The sequence below is a fragment of the Pseudomonas sp. MWU16-30316 genome (genome assembly GCF_020515645.1).
Taxonomy (GTDB): domain Bacteria; phylum Pseudomonadota; class Gammaproteobacteria; order Pseudomonadales; family Pseudomonadaceae; genus Aquipseudomonas; species Aquipseudomonas cerasi.
In genome coordinates, this window is the sequence record NZ_JAIZAZ010000001.1 from 1,047,521 (window position 1) to 1,065,161 (window position 17,641).

The window sequence follows — 17,641 nt, forward strand, 5'->3', positions numbered from 1 at the left end:
ACCTCACGCGTAGTGGCCGGGCATGACGAGAGCCGGGTAACGCTTTTTCTAGAGACTATGGTGCAGGTGCTCGCGCAGCTCCAGCAACTGGGCCTGCAGGTCGCGAAGCTTTTCCATGGTCAGCCCGCTCGACGAGAGAATGCAACCAGGTACGCTCAAGGCCTTTTGTTGCAATTCGCGTCCCTGTGCGGTGAGGTGAAGCAACACCACCCGCTCGTCTTCCTTGCTGCGCGTACGGCTGATGAAGCCTTCGCCTTCGAGGCGTTTGAGCAGCGGCGTCAATGAGCCCGGATCGGTAAGCAGACGCGTGCTGACGTCCCCTACAGTAAGCCCGTCCTTTTCCCACAGCACCATCATCGCCAGATACTGTGGATAGGTCAGCCCGAGCGCCTGCAGCAGCGGCTTGTAAACCTTGGTCATCATCAACGAGGTGGAATACAGGGCAAAACACAATTGGTTATCCAGCAGCAGCGAATCGCAATCGGCAGGTGCGGAGCGGGTCGGGCTTTCGTCGGCACTCATATCAGGTCCTCAAACTCAGTCGAATGAGTTTAACTTAGTGTTGCACTCTTTAATGCGCCAGATAATTTCGCTCGTGCATGCTCGAAGCGCCGGCATTGTGCGTGACGCGTGAAAAAAACGGCGTCATCGGGTGTCGGTCCAGAGCAGGACTGCGTAGCATTTGGTCATTGACCGGGTGGGGACGCAGTGTGATTGAAATTGTGATGTTTGTATTGCTGGGTGCAGCGATGGGCACCCTGGGAGGGTTGTTCGGCATCGGTGGTGGTCTTGTGGCAATTCCCGCGCTCGGGGTGCTGTTCGGTCTGGATCAGCAACTCGCTCAAGGCACCGCCTTGTTGATGGTCCTGCCCAATGTGTTGCTTGCCTTGTGGCGTTACAACCAGCGCAACCGGATTCTGCTGCGTAATGCGCTGATGTTGATCATCCCCAGTTTCATTTTTGCCTGGCTGACCTCACTGCTGGCGGTCCGCGTCGACCCGCAGGGCATGCGCCTGGGCTTCGTCGGTTTTCTGGTGGTGCTGACCGTGTTCAACGTTGCGCAGATGTATTGGCGCAGCAAGCAGGCCGCTGGCGGGTTGCGTCATGAGAAGTGGTTATGGCTGCTGGGCGTCGGGTCCGGCGTGACCGGTGGCCTGTTTGGCGTTGGCGGCGGGGTAGTGGCGACGCCGATCCTTACCAGTGTCTTCGGCACGACCCAGGTCGTGGCCCAGGGGCTGGCGCTGTCCCTGGCGGCGCCGAGCACCGGCATCACGCTGGTCACCTACGCGCTGCACGATCACGTCAACTGGTCGATGGGCATTCCGCTGGCCATCGGCGGCCTGGCCAGCATCAGTTGGGGCGTGAAACTGGCGCATTCGTTACCCGAGCGAACCCTGCGCCTGATGTTCTGCGTGTTTCTGGTGCTCTGTGCGGTCATTCTCGCGCTCAAGGTTTGAAACCGGCGATGATGTAATCGGCCATGCATTCGGTGATGGGCGAGGGATTTTCAGGGTTGCGCAGCAGGACGATGCTGGCGGTCGGCAACTGTGGCAATTGTTCCGCCTCGCCGAGGATACGCAAATCCGCTGTGGCCAGGCTCTGGAACTGTGCGGTGACTGCCAGGCCCGCGCTGACCACTGCGGTGATCGCTGCCATGCTCGAGCTGCTGTAGGCGATGCGGTAATCGCGCCCCGCGCCGTCCAGCGCATTGCAGGCCCAGTCACGACAGAAGCAGTGGGTGTTGAACATCGCCAGCGGAATGGGCGTTTGCTCATGTGGGGCAAAGCCGATGGCTTCCATCCACATCAGACGCTCCTGACGCAGCAGTGTGCCGATCTCAGTGCCGGGCTTGCGCGTGACGATGGTCAGATCAAGGTCGCGGCGTTGCAGCAGAAGGTCCGATGGCTCGCAATGCACTTCCACCTGAACCAGCGGATAGGCCTGGGCGAACTGCGCCAGAATGCCGGGCAGGAAGCGCATCACGTAATCGTCCGGCGAGCCGATTTTTACCACGCCGATCATGTGCGGCTCGCGCAAGGTGTTGAACACCTCGCTGTGCAGCTTGAGGATCCGTCGCGCGTAACCGAGCAGTACCTGGCCCTCGGCAGTCAGGTTCAGAACCCGACCTTCACGCTGAAACAGCGGGCGCTGCACGACGTCTTCCTCAAGACGCTTCATCTGCATGCTGACCGCCGACTGCGTGCGATTGACGGCTTCGCCTGCACGGGTAAAACCGCCGTGATCGGCAATCGCCACGAAGGTGCGCAACAGTTCGGTATCAATGCTCGGGTAGGTGGCCAAACCATCAATCTCCCAGAGGGACTGCATAAGAAACATTCTTCAAGCTGATCTTATGCATCAGCTCTGTTTTTTACGATGACTACTTTTAACAGGGTGAGGACCGGTCAATGAGTGACTGATAGGCATGGACATAGTTTTCGGCCATTTGACGCGCTGAAAAACGCTTTTGAAACTGCTCGCGTATTCGCATGGCAGATAGCTGGCCCACCTTATGGACGGCGGCTATCGCTTCTGCTTCGTTGCGGACAACGAAGCCTGTGACTCCGTCTTCTATGACTTCTGGGACTGAGCCGGAGGGAAATGCGATCACTGGAGTACCGCAGGCCATTGCCTCGATCATGACCAGACCGAAAGGCTCTGGCCATTCAATAGGAAACAAAAGTGCCAAGGCGCCTGACAGGAAAGTGGTTTTTTCCTGCTCATTGATCTCACCTATGTATTCGACCAGCGGAGAATCCAATAGCGGACGTATGTCTCGTTCAAAGTAAGCGCTGTCAACGGCGTCTATCTTGGCAGCAATCTTGATGGGGATATCGCATTGTTGGGCGATGCGAATGGCCGCATCGACTTGCTTCACAGGCGTGATTCGTCCCAGAAAAGCAAGGTATGTCCTTTTCACTTGCCGGGGTGTATGGAGTTGTAGCGGCAAGCCGTGATACACCGTGCCCACCCAGTTGGCGGCTGGCAGATCATTGCGTTGAGCGTTGGAAATCGAAATAAGCGGCATGTCTGCAAAGGTGTTGAACACCGGTTTGAGTGCGGGCAGATCGACTCGACCATGCAAGGTGGTAACAAACGGTGTGGGCTGGCGGCTGAACAGGGAGAAGGGGTAGAAGTCCATGTGGAAGTGAATAATGTCGAACTCCTGCGCACGACGCCTCACGCGTTCCATCATGACCAGGTGCGGGCTGATGACGTCGAAGCTTCCGTAATCGAGCCTCAGAGCGGCGGGCCAGACTGCATCAAGCTCTGCAGACGTCAATGAGTCGCCGCTGGCGAACAACGTCACTTGGTGGCCTAGTTCAACAAGTGCCTCAGTGAGGTAGGACACCACTCGCTCCGTACCTCCGTAGCGTTGAGGCGGGACCGCCTCGAACAAAGGGGCAACCTGGGCAATTTTCATAAGCGATCTCCGTTTTCGGGTACGTTTATCCATTCCCTGATTTTTTGAGCGGCCACTGCGTCACCTCCGCTGCCGAAGCGTTCGATCAGCCGAGAAGTCTTGCCGCCTGTGCACTGGCGCATGCGGGCAACTGCAACTGCCATTTTTTCATTGAGAATGGCACTTCGCTCAATGTCTCCCAGTGTTGAAATCGCCTCGTCGATGCTAGCCAGACAGGTTTGTGTGGATGTTGTGTAATCAATGTTGACGCCCAGCGTTTCCCAGCCTAGCTCCGCGTCGACCATACCGGCGTTGCGCAGATGAGCCAGCTGAAGGCCTTGCGTATTGTTGACGGGCGGCAGCCATATGACCGGTGTTTGCATAACAGCCGATTCGTAGATGTTGCCCAAGCCAGGTGTACAAACTGCAAATTGGCAGTCATGCATCATCCGGGCGACCTCCGTAAGGGGGTAAGTGGTGGCATCGTCTGATTCCAGTGCTTCTGCGATTGTTTGGCTGGTGGCGATGTGAAGCTTCACCCCCTGATCGAGTGCTGCGCGCAAGGCGAGCGTAATCGCGCGGGCAAAGTCGATAAGCATCGCCTCATCGGTATAAGGGTTCTTAAGTCCGCCCAGATTAAGCAGGACAACGTTGGACTCGCTATTTCGAGGTGCGTACCTGGCCCGGGATGTGATGGGCGGGACGACAAAGTGATTGTTTGATTTTATGCCCGCGAGGCGTTCAACGACGCCTATAAAGTTCTGGGCAATATAAAGTAAGCGAGGGCGGTGAATAAGTTCTTCGATGCGGGGCCAGCGTGTTTCTGCTTGCCAGCACCAGGTCAAGGCATCATAAAAAACAACGCGTTTACCTAAGGACAGTGATCGAGTTGCTATGTCGAGATCCATGGCTGTTACAACGATATCGACATCAGAGATTATAGTATCCCAGTCGCTCGGGCTGCTTCCGGTCATGTCATGGATTTTTCGATAGGGGAGGTGCTTTTGCAGATCCAGTGAGTGCCCTTCACCCGCGTAGGCATGGCAGCCGCTGCCTATAAAGTAAGGTGCAATGGCGGCAATTGCCGCAGAGGGACCGAATCCAAACGGTTCGGCGTTGAATAAAATGCGATTGGCTTCCATGCCCATGTGTTTCTCCAGAACGCTACCTAATTACCGATGCACGTCTTCTCGTTTCGGGGGCGCCTCTCCGCACCCTCAGCGGTTAGCTATTATCTTCAATGGACGGGTGTCAGCCGTTTTTATAATCGGTATTGGTATAATGATTTTTACAGTAGTTACTCAAGATGCTGTTTTCAGAATTCTAGAACGTTCACGGGGCCTGTCAATCGAAACGCTAGTCTATTCTGTAATAACGAAAGCGTTTGGCTTGCTGTAAGGTTGCTGCATGTCTCGCTTGGGTTTTATATATTGGTTATATGTCTGTCGGGGCAAGTGGGCAATTAAATAGTTATCGACTGGCGGTGTGAGCGGCAGCACATTTGGGTTGATCAACGCATCAATTTTAAGGATGTATTGCATAAGAAACATTCGTTGGATTGATCTTATGTCAGGCGCGAGACTTTAGTCATCTCACACGGAGGGCAAGATGATGAATGGTCAAAAAGAGTGTGTATTGATCGCAAGACCTGCCGGGCATGCTCAGCCTGGCAAGGCGTTGGTGTGGTTGAAGCATCACTTGCAGCGCTGGCTGGAGCTGCACCTTCAGCGCCGCTATCTGGCGCAGATGAGTGATGACACGCTGAAGGATCTGGGTCTGAGTCGGGCCGACATTCAACAAGAAGCCGAGCGTCCTTTCTGGGACGACCCGCTCAAGCATTGAGCGGGCCGTTGCACTGGGGTTTTTTGTTTAGCGCCTGACCTGCTTGAGGGTCTCGGCAATCAGGAAGGCCAGTTCCAGTGACTGATCGGCGTTCATGCGTGGGTCACAATGCGTGTGATAGCGATCCGAAAGGCCGTCTTCAGTGATCGGACGGGCGCCACCGATGCATTCGGTGACGTTCTGTCCGGTCATTTCGATGTGGATGCCTCCGGCGTAAGTGCCCTCGGCCTGATGCACCTGAAAGAACTGCTTCACTTCGCCAAGGATCTGCGCAAAGTCACGGGTCTTGTAGCCACTGCTGGCCTTGATCGTGTTGCCGTGCATCGGGTCCGAGCTCCACAGCACCTTGCGGCCTTCGCGCTCGACGGCGCGGATCAGCTGCGGCAAGTGATCACCCACCTTGTTGGCACCCATGCGCGCGATCAGGTTCAGGCGGCCCGGGTCGTTGTCCGGGTTGAGGATGTCGATCAGGCGAATCAGGTCGTCGGTGTTCATGCTCGGGCCGACCTTGACGCCGATCGGGTTGTTGACCCCACGCAGGAACTCGACATGCGCGCCGTCCAGTTGGCGGGTACGGTCGCCTATCCACAGCATGTGCGCCGAGCAATCGTAGTAATCGTTAGTCAGGCTGTCGCGTCGCACGAAGGCTTCTTCGTAATTGAGCAGCAGCGCCTCGTGAGCGGTGAAGAAGCTGGTTTCGCGCAGTTGCGGCGAGCTGTCCATGCCGCAGGCGCGCATGAACGCCAGGGTTTCATCGATACGCCCCGCCAGTTGGCTGTATTTCTCGGCCAGCGCCGAGTTGGCGATGAAGTCCAGGTTCCATTTATGGACCTGATGCAAGTCGGCGAAACCGCCCTGAGCGAAGGCGCGCAGCAGGTTCAGGGTGGCGGTGGACTGGTTATAGGCCTGCAGCAGGCGCTCCGGGTCCGGTACACGGCTCTTTTCGTCGAACCCGATACCGTTGACGATATCGCCGCGGTACGCCGGGAGCGTCACGCCGTCGATGATTTCGTCGTTGGCCGAGCGTGGCTTGGCAAATTGCCCGGCCATGCGTCCGACTTTCACCACCGGGCAGCCGGCGGCAAACGTCATCACGATTGCCATCTGCAGCAGAACCTTGAACGTATCGCGAATCTTGGCGGCGGAAAACTCCATGAAGCTTTCCGCGCAGTCGCCGCCCTGCAGCAAGAACGCACGCCCCTGGGTTACTTCGGCAAACTGACGGCGCAACTCCCGGGCCTCGCCGGCGAATACCAGCGGCGGATAACTGGCCAGCGTCTGTTCGACCCTGTGCAGGTGCTCGGCATCAGGGTAGTGAGGTTGCTGCTGAATCGGCAGTGCCCGCCAGCTGTCGGGGCTCCAGGGTTGGCTCATTATTGGCTCTAGGGTTGTGCAATCGGATCGGCATGTTAGCAGTTCGTCGTTGCTCTGCCAGTCTGGGGCGGACCATTGGAGCGGCGCCGCACGCCACAACGTGTGACAAAGCCGCGCGCTTGCCCGACAATTCGTATTTTGCGCTCAGCGCAGACAACCAGGAACGGTGATGACGGAAGAGCGTGAGCGCGTAGAGCGGATCCTGGCCGAGGTCCACGACGACTTCGGCATGATTCGCGTGCTGGAAGTGGAGGACTACCGCTTTCTGGAGTTTGGCGATGCCATCGAGCAAAGCTGCACCTTTACAGCCGATCCGAGCTGGCTGGAGTACGACTACACCCGGGCGATGCTGATCGGCGCGCTGTGCCACGATGCGCCGGAAAGCGCGCTGTTTCTGGGGTTGGGTGCCGGCACGCTGACCCAGGCCTGCATGAAGTTCCTGCCGCTTGAAGACGTGGAGGTCATCGAGCTGCGCCCGGATGTGCCACGTCTGGCCATGGAGTTCATGGGGCTCGACGACGATCCGCGTCTGTATATCCGCATCGGCGATGCGTTGGACCTGCTGGACAGTACAGAGCCTGCCGACCTGATCTTTGTCGACCTGTACACCGATGTCGGGCCGGGGGTCGGGCACCTGGCCTGGAATTTCCTGCAGAGCTGTCAGCAGCGGCTGAATCCGGGCGGCTGGCTGATCATCAATCAGTGGGCCACCGACGACGGCAAGCCGCTCGGAGCTGCCCTGCTGCGCGGCTTGTACCACCGTCACTACTGGGAGCTGCCGGTGAAGGAGGGCAACGTCATTCTGCTCGTGCCGGCCGATCTGGATCAGACGCTGGATATCGACGCGTTGAGCGGGCGAGCCGAGGCACTTGCGGCGCATCTGGGTTACTCGCTGGCGTCGTTGATCGGGGCGATTCGTTCCGCGACCTGAGCAGGCAAAAAGTGAGGCGATTGTGCCGAAAACGGGGTGGGACAATTCGCCACACCTCGAAGGCCGGGATGCTGGCGATGCGCAGGAATAGGTTAAACGTTTAAGCAGTAATGCCCGCAATCTCGGGCCCGCGCCCCGATCAGGCGGCCTTCTGCCTGGACTCAGGGCCTGCCGCCGCTCAAGAATGGCGCAACGTTTCGTAAAAAAAGACTCACTAAGGTGCGTATTTCCGGTATAGTGCGCGCCGGCCTTAACACGGCCCTCGTCAAGGTATTGCAGTTCCCCGAAGCCAGCTTCGGTTGCTTGTTCGCACAACGGACTAGCCTGGACGATCCATTCATCAAACGTTTTCGCAAATCCCCGCCGACAAAGCAGCCAGGGTGACCTCAAGGTCGTACACGGCACGCGCAGCTTTGAAGCATGGGTCTTTGCGGATGCACTAGAGGCAGACCCATGACCCAGGAAATCGGCGGCTTCGCCGCTCTCGAACTTCATCCCAATATCGTTGCAGCAGTCGTCGCCACTGGCTACGAAGAGCCTTCGGCCATTCAGCAGCAATCGATCCCGATTATTCTCGCCGGTCACGACATGATTGGTCAGGCGCAAACCGGTACGGGTAAAACCGCCGCGTTCGCACTGCCTATCCTGCATCGTATCGACCCGAGCAAGCGCGAGCCGCAAGCACTGATCCTGGCCCCGACCCGCGAACTGGCACTTCAGGTTGCCACCGCGTTCGAGACCTACGCAAAACAAATGCCGGGCGTGACCGTTGTAGCGGTCTACGGCGGCGCGCCGATGGGCCCTCAGCTCAAGGCTATCCGCAACGGCGCACAAATCGTCGTCGCTACCCCGGGCCGTCTCTGCGACCACCTGCGTCGTGACGAGAAAGTCCTGGCGACCGTGAACCATCTGGTTCTCGACGAAGCGGACGAAATGCTCAAACTGGGCTTCATGGACGACCTCGAAGTCATCTTCAAGGCCATGCCTGAGTCCCGTCAGACCGTACTGTTCTCGGCCACGCTGCCACAGTCGATCCGTGCCATCGCCGAACGCCATCTGCGCGATCCGAAGCACGTCAAGATCCAGACCAAGACCCAGACCGTTACCGCGATCGAGCAGGCTCACCTGCTGGTTCACGCTGACCAGAAGACCTCGGCCGTACTGAGCCTGCTGGAAGTCGAAGACTTCGACGCCCTGATCATGTTCGTCCGCACCAAGCAGGCGACCCTGGATCTGGCCAGCGCCCTTGAAGCCAAAGGCTACAAGGCTGCCGCACTGAACGGCGACATCGCCCAGAACCAGCGCGAGCGCGTTATCGAATCCCTCAAGGATGGCCGTCTGGACATCGTTGTGGCGACCGACGTTGCTGCCCGTGGCCTTGACGTTCCGCGTATTACCCACGTGTTCAACGTGGACATGCCGTACGATCCAGAGTCCTACGTTCACCGTATCGGCCGTACCGGTCGTGCCGGTCGCGAAGGTCGCGCACTGCTGCTGGTGACGCCTCGTGAGCGCCGCATGCTGCAAGTGATCGAGCGTGTTACCGGTCAGAAGGTTGCGGAAGTCCGCCTGCCGGATGCCCAGGCCGTTCTGGATGCACGCATCAAGAAACTGACCAACAGCCTGTCGCCACTGGTCGCTGATGCCGAATCGACTCACGGTGATCTGCTCGATCGTCTGACTGCCGACATCGGCTGCAGCCCTCGTGCCCTTGCCGCTGCACTGCTGCGCAAGGCTACCAACGGTCAGGCACTGACCCTGGCAGCCATCGAGCGCGAGCGTCCACTGGTTCCGAACAACGCCCCGCGCGGTGATCGTCCAGAGCGCAGCAGCGACCGTGGTGATCGTCCTGAGCGTGAGCGTCGTGCGCCGGTTCCATTGGCCGAAGGCCGTGCTCGTTGCCGTACCGCGCTGGGTGCGCGTGATGGTATCGCTGCCAAGAACCTGCTGGGTGCCATTCTCAACGAAGGCGGCCTGGCCCGCGAAGCGATCGGCCGTATCCAGGTTCGTGACAGCTTCAGCCTGGTCGAACTGCCGGAAGATGGTCTTGAGCGTCTGCTGACCAAACTCAAGGACACCCGCGTTGCTGGCAAGCAGCTCAAGCTGCGTCGCTATCGCGAAGACTGATCGGCTCTTGAGCTGATCGGCCAATAAAAAATCCCCGACTGGTTCGGGGATTTTTTTGCTTCGAATTCGGGCGGTCGGATGCTTTCGGGATCAATCGAAGCGGTAGATATCCATCCCTAGCGCGCCCATGGTAAAGCCCTGATAGGCAATGCCGAAGGCACCGCCAGCGCCGCGTGCGAAATACAGCGGTAGCAGGTGTTCGTCACTGGGGTGCGCTCTGGCCGCATGAGGAGCCAGGCTGCGGTAGTCGTGCAGTGCGGCTTCATCGTCGTCTTGCAACTTGTCGATCATCCAGTCACGAAAGGTTGCAGCCCAGGGCTCGATACTTTCGGGGCCGGCGTTCCAGTCAAGGTCGCGGAGGTTATGCGTGATGCTGCCTGAACCGATGATCAGCACACCCTGTTCACGCAGGCTGGCCAGTGCCCGGCCTACGCGGGTCTGCAATTGCGGCCCCTGGCGGCTGGGTAGCGAAACCTGCACCACCGGAATATCGGCGTCCGGGTACATAAGCGACAACGGCACCCAGACGCCGTGGTCGAAGGGACGTCTGCTGTCGATGCGTGCAGGCAGGTCACTGGCGGCAAGCAGTTCAACCACCTCGCGCGTCAGCTCCGGCAGCCCTTGCGCCGGGTACTGAACTGCAAACAATTCGGGCGGAAAGCCACCGAAGTCATGCCATGTCTCGGGTTGTGGATTGCCGTTGACGATCAGTTCATGACTTTCCCAGTGGGCAGACACCATCACGATGGCGCGAGGCCGCGGCAGGCTGGCAGCCAGTCGCTTCAGGGCCGGGCCGCTTTCGCCGGGTTCCAGCGCCAGCATGGGGGAGCCATGGGAAATAAACAGGCTGGGGAACATTTAAAGCTCCAGAATAGAGGGATCACTCATAGTCGGTCATTTTTATGATCTAAATCTAATATAAGTTCTGGCGCTTTTTTATCGAATTTTCAGGAGGTTTCATGCAGGCGGATTTTTGGCTGCAGCGCTGGGGTGCCGGGCAGATCGGCTTTCACCAGTCAGAGGTCAATAAGGACCTGCAACAATATTGGTCCTCGTTGAATGTTGCGCCAGGAGCGCGGGTTCTGGTGCCGTTATGTGGCAAGAGCCAGGACATGAGCTGGCTGAGGGGGCAGGGGTATCACGTGGTGGGCGCAGAGCTGTCCGAGGCGGCGGTAGAGAGCTATTTCACTGAGCGTAGTGAGCGGCCGCACATTACGTCACATGGCGACTTCAAGGTCTACGCTGCGCCGGGTATCGAAATCTGGTGCGGTGATTTCTTCGCGCTGACTGTGCTCGATATCGGTCATTGCGCGGCGTTTTACGACCGCGCCGCGATGATCGCCTTGCCAGCGGACATGCGTGAACGCTATGTGCGGCAGCTTGAAGCGCTGATGTCGCAGACGTGCAGTGGTTTGCTGATCACCCTGGAGTACGATCAGACCCTGCTCGAAGGCCCGCCCTTCTCCGTGCCGCACACATGGCTGCACAGGGTCATGTCAGGGAACTGGGAGGTCACCAAGGTTGGTGGGCAGGATACGCTGCACAGCAGTGCCAAGGGGGTGAGGGCCGGATTGGAGCGTATGGATGAGCATGTTTATGTGTTGGAGCGTCTGTAACTCTGAGAGCGCAGGCCTCCCGACTCTCACTTCCGTTGCTGTGCGTTGAGTCAATTCTTGGAGGCAGCACAACGTCATGCCTTGTCCATAGTCACTGCACACAAAAGCGCTTTTTTATCGCGATCGCACTGACGACGCAAATTGCGACGTTAGTGACGGCTGAGTCCTGGCGCTGATCCGGGGGTAACTCGGCAGGACGCCGAGTTAGCCGCACCGGGCCATGGATGGCCCGTTGCGGCGACCCCCGGATCAGTGACAGGGCGAAGGAACCCGACGAAGTCGGGCCGGAAACAGGAGCGAGGGGATTTGCCTACTTTGGCCCCATCAAAGTAGGTCGCCGAGGGGCGAAAAGGTGACCTGAGTCGAACCTCATTTCCCCTGACAAAGAAAAACCAGCGTCTCACGCGGAGCGTGGGTGCGACCATCTGATTCAACCGCGGCGGCGCAGGGCCTCGATGCGTTGCTCCAGCGGCGGGTGGCTCATGAACAGGCCGGCAAGGCCTTTCTTGAGGCCGGCGTTGATACCGAAGGCAGTCAGGCTGTCGGGCATGTTCACCGGTACGCCCTGTTCGGAGCGCAGGCGTTGCAGCGCACCGATCATGGCACCCGTACCCGCCAGTCGCGCACCGGCATCGTCAGCGCGGAATTCGCGTTTGCGCGAGAACCACATGACGATGGCGCTGGCCAGAAAGCCCAGTACCAGCTCGGCGAAGATCGTCGTGATGTAGTAAGCGATGCCCTGACCGTTTTCAGTCTTGAAGATCACCTTGTCGACGAAATTACCGATGATGCGGGCGAAGAACATCACGAAGGTGTTCACCACACCCTGCACCAGCGCCAGCGTCACCATGTCGCCGTTGGCAACATGGCCGATTTCGTGTGCCAGTACGGCTTTCACCTCATCCGGCGAAAAGCGCTCGAGCAGGCCCTGGCTGACCGCGACCAGTGCATCGTTCTTGTTCCAGCCCGTGGCGAACGCATTGGCTTCGTACGCCGGGAAAATACCGACTTCCGGCATCTTGATGCCCGCGTCGCGGGACAGTTGTTCCACGGTCTGCAGCAACCATTGCTCATGGCGGGTGCGAGGCTGGCTGATGATCTGAGTACCGGTGCTCATCTTCGCCATCCACTTGGAGATGAACAGCGAGAACAGCGAGCCCGCGAAACCGAACACAGCGCAGAAAACCAGCAGCTGATTGAGGTTCAGATCAACCCCGTTGGCCGCCATGAACCCATTGAAGCCAAAAAGGCTCAGGGTGATGCTGGCAATCAGCACGACCGCAAGGTTAGTGGCCAAAAACAGCAAAATGCGCATCATGGTCGAAACGTTCTCCTCAGGTAAATATGTAACTCGATGCCGGGTATATAAGGTGATGCTTGCTGCTATTCAACAGAGGGACTATTTCAAACTGTGTCCTCTGGTCGCAATCAATGCTAATCCCGCAAGGCTGAACGGCGCCTGAGCCAGAGTGGTCGATGCCTGAAGCGTTTACGACAGGAGGTTCATACTGTTTCGGGCAGACAGAAATAAACTGCCCCGAGCGGGTCGGGGCAGAGAGGTCAGGCGAGAGGGCTCTGGCTGTTTACTGCCGATAACCCTTCAGGAAATTGCCGATGCGACCAATGGCCTGCTCCAGCTCATCGACGCGGGGCAGGGTCACGACGCGGAAGTGGTCAGGGTACGGCCAATTGAACGCAGTACCCTGAACCACCAGCAGCTTCTCGGAAAGCAGCAGGTCGAGGACGAACTTCTCGTCGTTGAGGATCGGGCAGACCTTCGGGTCAATGCGCGGGAACGCATACAGCGCGCCCATCGGCTTCACGCAGCTGACACCGGGGATGTCGTTGAGCAGTTCCCAGGTGCGGTTGCGCTGTTCCAGCAGGCGGCCAGGAGGAAGAATCAGGTCGTTGATACTCTGATAGCCGCCCAGTGCAGTCTGAATGGCGTGCTGGCTCGGTACGTTGGCACACAGGCGCATGTTGGCCAGAATGTCGATGCCTTCGATGTAGCTCTGCGCGTTGTGTTTCGGCCCGGAGATGGCGATCCAGCCGGAACGGAAGCCCGCAACCCGATACGACTTGGACAGACCGTTGAAGGTCAGGCACAGCAGGTCCGGTGCCAGCGAGGCGGTGCAGATGTGCACTGCGTCGTCATAGAGAATCTTGTCGTAGATTTCGTCGGAGAACACCACCAGATTATGCTGGCGAGCCAGCTCCAGCATGCCCAGCAGTACTTCGCGCGAGTACACCGCACCTGTCGGGTTGTTCGGGTTGATGATGACCATCGCCTTGGTGTTCGGGGTGATCTTGGCCTTGATGTCTTCAAGATCCGGCCACCAGTTGGCCTGCTCGTCGCACAGATAATGCACCGGGCTGCCACCGGACAAGGCGACAGCAGCGGTCCACAGCGGATAGTCGGGGGCCGGAACCAGCACTTCGTCGCCATTGTTGAGCAGCGCCTGCATCGACATCACGATCAGCTCGGACACGCCGTTGCCCAGGTAGATGTCTTCGATGCCGACGCCTTCGACCTGCTTCTGCTGGTAATACTGCATCACCGCCTTGCGGGCGCTGAACAGGCCCTTGGAGTCGCTGTAGCCCTGCGCAGTCGGCAAGTTGCGGATCACGTCCTGCAGGATTTCGTCCGGCGCCTCGAAACCAAACGGTGCCGGGTTGCCGATGTTCAGCTTGAGGATGCGATGGCCTTCCTCTTCCAGGCGTTTGGCGTGCTTGAGCACCGGCCCGCGAATGTCATAGCAGACGTTTGCGAGCTTGTTCGATTTGTTGAACTGCATGGTGATAATCCCGAAAATGGACGAGCTGTCGCCGGCTTGCAATGAAGGTCGCTACATTCGCCATGAAAATGGGTTTGTGTACGACAAACGCGGGTGCCAGACTGACGTCTGACCTGGCGCAATGATACGTGCCACCTGATCTGCGGAAAAGGTACAGATCAGGGTTTTTCGAATTCGGAGGTGTACCTGTGGAAAAGTTGCAGAAAACGCTGGAAGAGTGGAAACAGATGCTCGACCCGGAGCAGTACAACGTCTGCCGTCTGAAAGGCACCGAGCGACCGTTCTCCGGCAAGTACAACGAGACAAAGACCGACGGCATCTATCACTGCATCTGCTGCAATGAGCCGCTGTTTGATTCCACCACCAAGTTCGATTCAGGCTGCGGCTGGCCCAGCTTCTATGCGCCGCTCGAGGGCAGTGCGGTGGTAGAGGTTCGCGATATGAGCCACGGCATGATTCGTACCGAAGTGGTCTGCGCCAAATGTGATGCGCACCTGGGCCACGTGTTTCCGGATGGACCGCCACCCACCGGCCTGCGTTATTGCATCAATTCGGTATGCCTGGATCTGGTGCCACGCACCTAGACGCCTTGCAGATTCAGTCACCGCCCTGTTCCAATTTCAGTATCGAGGCCTCCTTTGATGAGTGAAAACCTGCTGAGCATCCCGGTCACGACGATCAAGGGCGAACAGAAAACCCTCGCTGATTTTTCCGGCAAGGCGTTGCTGGTGGTCAATACCGCCAGTAAATGTGGCTTTACCCCTCAATACAAGGGGCTGGAGAAGCTCTGGCAGGACTATCGGGATCAGGGGCTGGTGGTGCTGGGCTTTCCCTGCAACCAGTTCGGCAAGCAGGAGCCAGGCGACGAGGGAGCGATTTCCGGCTTTTGCGAGCTGAACTACGGCGTCAGCTTCCCGCTGTTCAAGAAGATTGATGTGAACGGCGAGCAGGCCCATCCATTGTTCGTGCAGCTCAAGCAGCAGGCTCCCGGTTTGCTGGGTACGGAGCGCATCAAGTGGAATTTCACCAAGTTCCTGATTGGCCAGGATGGCCGGCTGGTCAAACGTTTTGCGCCACTGACCAAGCCCGAGGAACTGACGGGAGACATCGAGGCGCTGTTGCGTTGAGCCTTCAGTCGATGCCGGTAATGGGTATCCACTGATCCAGAATGCTGACCAGTTCGGCACGCCGGAACGGCTTGGCCAGATAGTCATTCATGCCCGCCGCCTTGCAGCGCTCGCGTTCATCGGGCATGGCATTGGCGGTAAGGGCGACGATCGGCAGGTTCGGCCAGCGGCCACTGCTGCGGATCTGGCGGCTGGCTTCATAGCCGTCCATGACCGGCATGTTGCAGTCCATCAATACCAGGTCGAAATGGCCCTGCTCCAGCTGTTCCAGGGCTTCGCCGCCATGGCTGCTGATGATCACTTCGCAACCCAGCTTGCCGAGGATGCCCTTGGCGACCAGTTGATTGACCGGGTTGTCCTCCACCAGTAACACCCGCGCCAGACGTGGCGCAGTGTGTTCGAGCGCCTGTGTGTCCTTGAGGCCCGTTTCTTCCTGGCCCAGGATGCGCCGCAGTGTGTGGTAAAGCGCGTTGCGCGCCAATGGCCGGGCCTGCTGTTGCAGCGGGGCCAGGGCGGCGACCTGTTCGCCAGGCATGAAGTTGCCATAGGCGGTTACCAGCAGGATCGGCACGGGCGTGGTGGGGCGAATCGCGAACAGGCACTCGGGGCAGTCGGTAATCACCAGGTCCGGGCTGCTGTCGAGATCCACGGCTTCCGGGCGATCATCGATGCTGCGTCGCTTGAGGTCGACGCCCCAGAACGGCAGCAGACTGCCAAGCAGCTCCACCAGGCCGCTGCCTGCCGAACTGACCACGGTCACCCGGCCTTTGAGCGGGGTCTGAGTGACCGCGGCCACGTGCACCGGCAGCGGCAGTTCGGCGCAGAACTGGCTGCCGAAGCCGGACTGTGACTGGATGCTCAGCGTGCCATTCATGGCCTCGCAGAGGTTATTGGTCAGCGCCAGGCCGAGTCCGGTGCCGCCGTACTGGCGGGTGATGGCGGTTTCAGCCTGGGTGAACGGCTGGAAGATTCGGGTCTGCGCGTCCTGCGCAATGCCGATGCCGGTGTCGCGGACTTCGATGCGCACCCGGTTTTCACCGGAGCTGGCGTCCCGATGGTGAGTCAGACGCACATCCACACGCCCGAAACGGGTGAATTTGAGGGCATTGGACAGCAGGTTGCTGACGATTTGTCGCACCCTGGTCGGATCGCCGGTGACCATAGCCGGGAAGTCCGGGGCGATCAGGCAGGTCAGTTCCACGCTGGGCGCTGCGTTCTGCGACAGCAGGTTGGCGGTGTCCTCGATCAACATCCCCAGGTCGAAAGGAATGCGTTCGATCTCCAGGTGACCGGCATCGAACTTTGACATGTCGAGAATATCGTTGAGCAGCTCGACCAGCACCTTGCCGGAGTCGTGGGCGATCATCAGTTGCTGGCGCTGTTCGGCACTCAGCGGACTGTCCAGCGACAGTGCCAGCATGCCCAGCAGGCCGTTGAGCGGGGTGCGAATCTCATGGCTCATGTGCGCCAGAAACGCAGAGCGCGCGTGAGCCATGTCCAGTGCGGTACTGCGCGCTATCTGCAGTTCTTCATTGGACTCGCGCAGGCGCAGGTTGCTGGCCTTGAGCTCGTTGGTGCGCGCCGAGACGATGTTTTCCAGTTCGTTGAGGTGGTCGGTCAGCCGGTCCTCGGCCGCGCGTCGCCTGGAAAACTCGCTGCTCATGGTTTCAAACTGGCGGTTGAACGTCTCGACCAGCACGCCGATTTCATCCTGGGCATGGTAGGGCGGGCAGGTTATTTTCCCCTGGTCAGGGTTGCGCGGATCGCGACTGCTCAATTCGCGGATCACCCTCACCAGTGGCTTGGTCAGGGTCGCGTAAAACAGAATGGTCAGAATCCCGGCCAGCGCCAGGCTGCGGACAAAGCCATTGAGCAGGGTGATTTCAGCGCGTTGCAGAAAATGGCTGCCGAACGCGAAGGTGTCCACGGTCAGGTACAGTGTGCCGATGGTTTCATTGGGCAGGTGATTGAGGTGCAGCTTTTCCTGAAACTGCCGGCTTTCGCCGAACAGCCAGTCGCTGAACACCCGATAACGCCCGGTGGCCATCGGACGCTCGACGCTGGAGAGCACGGCGTCGTTGTTATCGGTAAGCCTGGCGCTGACCACGGCAGGGGAGCGCAGCAGGCCGAGTGTGAGTTCCTGGGCCAGCTCGGAGTCGATGTTGTAGGCGATGCGCGACGCCGGGTTCTGGATGATTTCCAGCAGTGACTTGATTTCACGATTGATGGAAGCGTCTTCGCTGGCATAATCGATTGCAATCTGAAACAGGCTCAGCAAGGTCCCCAGCACGAAGCCGATCGATACAGCCAGGCGCGCCTGCTTGAACGACAGCCTGTTTTTGAGCGATATATCCATGAGTACTGCCACTTCTGGTGCCCGGTGCCGGCCAAGCATAGCTGATCGGCACCGCTGACTAATCAGTTAA

16 protein-coding genes are annotated in these 17,641 nt (G+C 58.8%); 7 read left to right on the forward strand and 9 right to left on the reverse strand.

The window, feature by feature from the left end; genetic code table 11:
- Positions 1-48 precede the first annotated feature (48 nt).
- Entirely contained in the window at positions 49-522 is a 474-nt protein-coding gene (locus tag LCH65_RS04840) for a MarR family transcriptional regulator (protein WP_003369762.1), read from the reverse strand.
- A 188-nt stretch (positions 523-710) separates the two neighbouring features.
- On the opposite strand from LCH65_RS04840, the gene LCH65_RS04845 reads away from it, so the two are divergent.
- A complete protein-coding gene (locus tag LCH65_RS04845) occupies positions 711-1,457 on the forward strand; it encodes a sulfite exporter TauE/SafE family protein (protein ID WP_032703082.1) in 747 nt (248 codons plus the stop codon).
- Here the strand turns inward: LCH65_RS04845 and LCH65_RS04850 are convergent.
- The 3 genes from LCH65_RS04850 to LCH65_RS04860 form a co-directional block, all read right to left on the reverse strand.
- A complete protein-coding gene (locus tag LCH65_RS04850; RefSeq protein WP_003434445.1) occupies positions 1,447-2,301 on the reverse strand; it encodes a LysR substrate-binding domain-containing protein in 855 nt (284 codons plus the stop codon). The two genes, LCH65_RS04845 and LCH65_RS04850, sit on opposite strands and share 11 nt — an antisense overlap.
- A gap of 85 nt (positions 2,302-2,386) precedes the next feature.
- Positions 2,387-3,424 carry a glycosyltransferase family 4 protein gene (locus LCH65_RS04855; protein WP_003369768.1) on the reverse strand — a complete coding sequence of 346 codons (1,038 nt, stop codon included), beginning with the start codon at positions 3,422-3,424 and terminating at the stop codon, positions 2,387-2,389.
- Positions 3,421-4,551, reverse strand: a complete 1,131-nt coding sequence (locus LCH65_RS04860; RefSeq protein WP_003369770.1) for a hypothetical protein — start codon at positions 4,549-4,551, stop codon at positions 3,421-3,423. Before LCH65_RS04860 ends, LCH65_RS04855 begins: the two co-directional genes overlap by 4 nt.
- Positions 4,552-5,011: 460 nt before the next feature.
- On the opposite strand from LCH65_RS04860, the gene LCH65_RS04865 reads away from it, so the two are divergent.
- A complete protein-coding gene (locus LCH65_RS04865; RefSeq protein ID WP_003369772.1) occupies positions 5,012-5,245 on the forward strand; it encodes a DUF1127 domain-containing protein in 234 nt (77 codons plus the stop codon).
- A 27-nt stretch (positions 5,246-5,272) separates the two neighbouring features.
- On the opposite strand, the gene LCH65_RS04870 is transcribed toward LCH65_RS04865, so the two are convergent.
- Positions 5,273-6,619 carry a 3-deoxy-7-phosphoheptulonate synthase class II gene (locus LCH65_RS04870; protein WP_003418074.1) on the reverse strand — a complete coding sequence of 449 codons (1,347 nt, stop codon included), beginning with the start codon at positions 6,617-6,619 and terminating at the stop codon, positions 5,273-5,275.
- 169 nt (positions 6,620-6,788) lie between these two features.
- On the opposite strand from LCH65_RS04870, the gene LCH65_RS04875 reads away from it, so the two are divergent.
- Positions 6,789-7,550 carry a spermidine synthase gene (locus LCH65_RS04875; RefSeq protein WP_003369776.1) on the forward strand — a complete coding sequence of 254 codons (762 nt, stop codon included), beginning with the start codon at positions 6,789-6,791 and terminating at the stop codon, positions 7,548-7,550.
- Between the two features lie 420 nt (positions 7,551-7,970).
- A complete protein-coding gene (locus tag LCH65_RS04880) occupies positions 7,971-9,677 on the forward strand; it encodes a DEAD/DEAH box helicase (RefSeq protein ID WP_170846046.1) in 1,707 nt (568 codons plus the stop codon).
- 90 nt (positions 9,678-9,767) lie between these two features.
- On the opposite strand, the gene LCH65_RS04885 is transcribed toward LCH65_RS04880, so the two are convergent.
- The gene (locus tag LCH65_RS04885; protein ID WP_072364847.1) at positions 9,768-10,535 is read right to left on the reverse strand and encodes a class III extradiol ring-cleavage dioxygenase; all 768 of its coding nucleotides are present in this window, start codon (positions 10,533-10,535) and stop codon (positions 9,768-9,770) included.
- Positions 10,536-10,636: 101 nt separating this feature from the next.
- Between LCH65_RS04885 and LCH65_RS04890 the strand changes: the two genes are divergently transcribed.
- On the forward strand, positions 10,637-11,293 hold the full coding sequence (locus tag LCH65_RS04890; protein ID WP_226439200.1) for a thiopurine S-methyltransferase: 657 nt from the start codon (positions 10,637-10,639) through the stop codon (positions 11,291-11,293).
- A gap of 430 nt (positions 11,294-11,723) precedes the next feature.
- Here the strand turns inward: LCH65_RS04890 and htpX are convergent, their stop codons facing one another.
- Positions 11,724-12,611: a protease HtpX gene (gene htpX / locus LCH65_RS04895; RefSeq protein WP_003369784.1), complete on the reverse strand. Its 888-nt coding sequence runs from the start codon at positions 12,609-12,611 to the stop codon at positions 11,724-11,726.
- Positions 12,612-12,876: 265 nt separating this feature from the next.
- On the reverse strand, positions 12,877-14,088 hold the full coding sequence (locus tag LCH65_RS04900) for a pyridoxal phosphate-dependent aminotransferase (protein WP_003314686.1): 1,212 nt from the start codon (positions 14,086-14,088) through the stop codon (positions 12,877-12,879).
- A 188-nt stretch (positions 14,089-14,276) separates the two neighbouring features.
- On the opposite strand from LCH65_RS04900, the gene msrB reads away from it, so the two are divergent.
- Positions 14,277-14,672, forward strand: a complete 396-nt coding sequence (gene msrB / locus LCH65_RS04905; protein WP_003434456.1) for a peptide-methionine (R)-S-oxide reductase MsrB — start codon at positions 14,277-14,279, stop codon at positions 14,670-14,672.
- Between the two features lie 57 nt (positions 14,673-14,729).
- Positions 14,730-15,215 (forward strand): glutathione peroxidase, encoded by a 486-nt coding sequence (locus tag LCH65_RS04910; protein WP_003369788.1) that lies wholly within the window; start codon positions 14,730-14,732, stop codon positions 15,213-15,215.
- Positions 15,216-15,219: 4 nt separating this feature from the next.
- Here the strand turns inward: LCH65_RS04910 and LCH65_RS04915 are convergent, their stop codons facing one another.
- Positions 15,220-17,571 (reverse strand): ATP-binding protein, encoded by a 2,352-nt coding sequence (locus tag LCH65_RS04915; protein ID WP_003369790.1) that lies wholly within the window; start codon positions 17,569-17,571, stop codon positions 15,220-15,222.
- Between the last annotated feature and the right edge of the window lie 70 nt (positions 17,572-17,641).